The sequence below is a fragment of the Candidatus Hakubella thermalkaliphila genome (genome assembly GCF_013281975.1).
Classification (GTDB): domain Bacteria; phylum Actinomycetota; class Humimicrobiia; order Hakubellales; family Hakubellaceae; genus Hakubella; species Hakubella thermalkaliphila.
In genome coordinates, this window is sequence record NZ_BLRZ01000142.1 from 1 (window position 1) to 3,553 (window position 3,553).

Here is a 3,553-nt window from a genome sequence, read left to right on the forward strand (position 1 = left end):
GCCTCAAATGCCTTCAAGCTTCCTCCCCTTCGCCACCCAGAAGGGTAATTACTTCCCTCTCCAGCTTTTCCCGGTTGTAATCGATAAAGATCTCCAGGGTCGCGTTGACATCTGAGCCCTCTTCCCGCAGGTAGAAACCTCCCCTTATCTTGCGGGTCTCATCTGACAGCTCTATCCCGCCGTCTTTGCCCAGTTGGTACAGGACTCTATTTATCTCCTCAACCAGCCGCTTTCCTATCCTTTCCTGGTCCCGGGCGGAAAGAATAAGCTCACCTTTCCCCGAGGCCGTCGCTTTCAGCAGCAACTTTTTACAAAAATCTATATATTCATCCTCCGGGAGCCGGATAAACCTCTCCGTGGCTTCGTCAAAAACCCGCTCCACAAGCTTTCGCTTCTCTCTCAGGATACTGTTCCGGGACTCTAAACGGGCCACGGCTCCTATCCTCTTCTTCTCTTCCTCGGCCCGCTGGAGGGCGCGGGAAACTATCTCTTTTTTCCTCCTGTTCCCCTCGGTCTCTGCCTCATCACGGATGCTCTTTGCAAGCCCGTGGACCTCCTTCAGAATCTCTTCAACCTTTCTCTGGGCGTCAGATATGATCTTTTCTTTTATTTTCTCAAAAGACATGTCTTCCCCCGGGCCAATTTATGCTGCTGCAACCATAAGGAGAAATATGGTAGTAATCAGAGCCAGGACAGCGTAGGTCTCCACCATAGCCGGAAGCACGATGGCTTTACCAAGGGTTTCCTCCCTCTTTCCCGCCATCGCCGCCGCTGCGGTTGACACTATTCCCTGATATATGGCTGTGATAAGACCAGCGATAGCAACGGGCAGACAGGCCACAAAAATCTGGAAACCTTGCACGGCACTCAGGTTTGCTCCTCCTCCACCAAGGAGATCAAAAAAGACAATTACCAAAATGGCTATGATAAAACCATAAATACCCTGGGTACCGGGAAGAACAATCAGGACAAGCAGACGTCCAAACTTATCCGGATCCTCAGAAAGAAGTCCTGCTGAAAATTTGGCCACACTGGTGATACCAATGCCTGAACCTACTCCTGCCAACATGGCAGCAAGCGCTGCACCCAGTACTGCCCACATTGAACCACTCAGCAATAAAACCGTGTCTTGCATCCTTCAGCCTCCCTTACTTCTTAAGATAACGTTTTTGGTAAAGATACTAAATGGCCTGAACCCTTCTCCGCCACCCTCAAAAAATTTGGTAAAAAACTCAACGTACTGTAGTCTCAGGGGATGTACTACCGCGCCAATCAAATTGATCATGAGACTTATGGCGTGTAGAAAAACAAGCAAAAGGCTGCCGATGATTATCCCCACAACAGGTACCGCCATAATCATGCCACCCAAAATATTGAAGGCCCAACCGATCATGGTAGTAGCAATCCCAAGGGCCATAAGCCGGGCATAGGATACTGTATCTCCCAGAAAAGAGCTCATCTGGTACAGACTGTAAAGACCTCCCCCCACTCTGCCCAACAGGCTTTTGCTCTGCCGGTTGCGGAAGAAGACCGTCAAAAGCGATGCGGTGATAATAAGCACCAGTCCCACCTTTGCCCATAGCGGAGTCCCACCATTATTCCCACTCCAAAACATCCAAATCACCATTAGAGCCGCACCCGGCAGAAACATCAAAACGGAACCCTGGTCAATCAGACCGTCCAGGACCTTGCCGCGCCGGAAATTATCCACCATCTCCAGAAAAACCCCCAAAAAAAGCTGCAACAACCCGAAGCCAAAGCTTAACAGGAGAAACGTTATCAGCCCATCAGAGCTCAGGGGATCAAAAAGCCTCAAATTCTTAAGCACCGGCGGCAGAGATTCGGAGGGAATGGCAAACCAGCCACCGGTCAATACGCCCGCCACAACGGCCGCAACACCCCCGTAAATTAGCAGACGCAGAAACTTCTGGCCCATTTTCCCAAGGGGAATTTTCTTAAGCAACAGCCAGGAAAGAAGCGAAAGAACCAGACCGTAGCCCACATCTCCTAAAGCCAGGCCGAAGGCGACCAAAAAAAAGGGGGCTGTGTAGGGAGTAGGGTCGAGCTCTTTGGGATGGGGCGCACCATAAACTTCTGTTATAACTTCAAAAGGCTCGATCCACCGGTTATTCTCTAAAATTACCGGCGGCTCTTCATCTGGAGCCGGATCTGAATAGGAGATATCTATGGTATCCGAAGCCTCTGAAACAAGCTCGCTCGCAGCCGCCATGTTTTTCTCCTTAACCCACCCCTCGATAAGGAAAACCTGGTCGGTTGTGGCAAATTTTTTTCCTACCTCTTTTCGGAGGACAAGACTCTGGAGGTAGTCGTGGAACACCAACAACCCTTCCCTGTAACTAGCCTTTCCTTGGATCTGCTCCCTTATTTCATCCCGCCGTTTCTCCAGAGCTCCGGTCTCCTTTTGGATCTTTCTATACTCTATCTCCGGAGTATCTTTGAGTCCCGGGAAAGTTACCTCCTGGAAGCCGTGCCTTCCGAGAATGCTCGCCAGGGCCCCCTCCTCTTCCCGGTGATAAATTATAAAAAGGCACTTGTTGCGCCCATCCTCGCTTACTGTATTAAAGCAGGTATAGGAGAGTTCGCTTTCTATATCACTGGCGAACTTCTTAAAGTTACTGACAGGCAACTTGCCTGTAATTATCCCCGTTTCCCGAGTATCTCTGATATCCTCAATCTTCAGATCAAGTCCCAGCCAGGGAACCAGGCTTTTCCTCTGCTCCTCAAGATGGCGGAGGTTGCTCAAAACTCTCGCAAATTCGTTCTCCAGGGCCTCACACTCGGCGTACACCTGCTCAAAGTTAAGTTTCTCCTCTACTTTCTTGAGATCTTCCAGGCTCACAACGACTTTCTCCTTTATAAGACTGGAGAGAAAGCCCTTTTTCTCAATGTAAAATCTGCCCAGTTGATCAAGCACAAAACCCACCTTGGAAAGTTTAAGGTGTAGAGATCCAAGCTCCTCCTGATCCGCAATCTCTGCCTCATCCAGGACATCCGGTTCGATTTTCTCTCTTAAATTGGCAATATGAACAAGCTCAGCCTCCTGCAGCCCCTCCAGCAGCTCTCCTCTTATGGATTGGTGGCCCATTATGTAGACCTTTTTCATCCTGGCAATAGCCATTTAGTCTGCTTCTCTCCTGATTTCACGTACTACGAACTCGATGGTCTTCTCAAAATTTCTATTGGATTTCTCTCTTATCTCCTCGATTTCCCGGTTGGTTCTTTCCCTTAAGTTTAAGGCCTCCTCTTGTGCCTCTTTTACTGCCTCCTCCACTATTTTGCGTGCTTCTTTTTCGCCGTCTGCCATCGCCTCTCTTATAATTTCCTCCCTCTTTTCATAGGCCCGACGCAATCTCTCCCTTTTTTCTACCTCAGCCCTCTTTATTGTTTCCTCTGCTTCTTTCTCTACATTTCTTATCTCATCGAGCTTTTCTAACATATCCCAAATATCCCAAACCTTTCCAGGCCGTATGCCATGTCGTTAGCGTATGTAACAAAATAAAGTTTACTTTTGAACCTGTTCTGTTGATTTCAT

At 48.9% G+C, this 3,553-nt stretch carries 4 protein-coding genes; all 4 read right to left on the minus strand.

Features of this window, described 5'->3' with window-relative positions; all coding sequences use genetic code 11:
- Nucleotides 1-13: 13 nt before the first annotated feature.
- The 4 genes from HW443_RS09930 to HW443_RS09945 are packed head-to-tail and all read right to left on the minus strand — an operon-like array spanning nt 14 to nt 3,457.
- Nucleotides 14-625, minus strand: a complete 612-nt coding sequence (locus HW443_RS09930; RefSeq protein WP_176231890.1) for a V-type ATP synthase subunit E — start codon at nt 623-625, stop codon at nt 14-16.
- An 18-nt stretch (nt 626-643) separates the two neighbouring features.
- Complete coding sequence (locus HW443_RS09935) at nt 644-1,135, minus strand: V-type ATP synthase subunit K (protein WP_176231889.1); 492 nt, start codon at nt 1,133-1,135, stop codon at nt 644-646.
- Nucleotides 1,136-1,138: 3 nt separating this feature from the next.
- Nucleotides 1,139-3,139, minus strand: a complete 2,001-nt coding sequence (locus HW443_RS09940) for a V-type ATP synthase subunit I (RefSeq protein WP_176237009.1) — start codon at nt 3,137-3,139, stop codon at nt 1,139-1,141.
- Entirely contained in the window at nt 3,140-3,457 is a 318-nt protein-coding gene (locus HW443_RS09945) for a hypothetical protein (protein ID WP_176232145.1), read from the minus strand.
- Nucleotides 3,458-3,553 lie beyond the last annotated feature (96 nt).

Coding starts and splice junctions, on each gene's coding strand:
- HW443_RS09930 (WP_176231890.1), bottom strand. CDS start 625: ATGTCTTTTGAGAAAATAAAAGAAAAGATCATATCTGACGCCCAGAGA.
- HW443_RS09935 (WP_176231889.1), bottom strand. CDS start 1,135: ATGCAAGACACGGTTTTATTGCTGAGTGGTTCAATGTGGGCAGTACTG.
- HW443_RS09940 (WP_176237009.1), bottom strand. CDS start 3,139: ATGGCTATTGCCAGGATGAAAAAGGTCTACATAATGGGCCACCAATCC.
- HW443_RS09945 (WP_176232145.1), bottom strand. CDS start 3,457: ATGTTAGAAAAGCTCGATGAGATAAGAAATGTAGAGAAAGAAGCAGAG.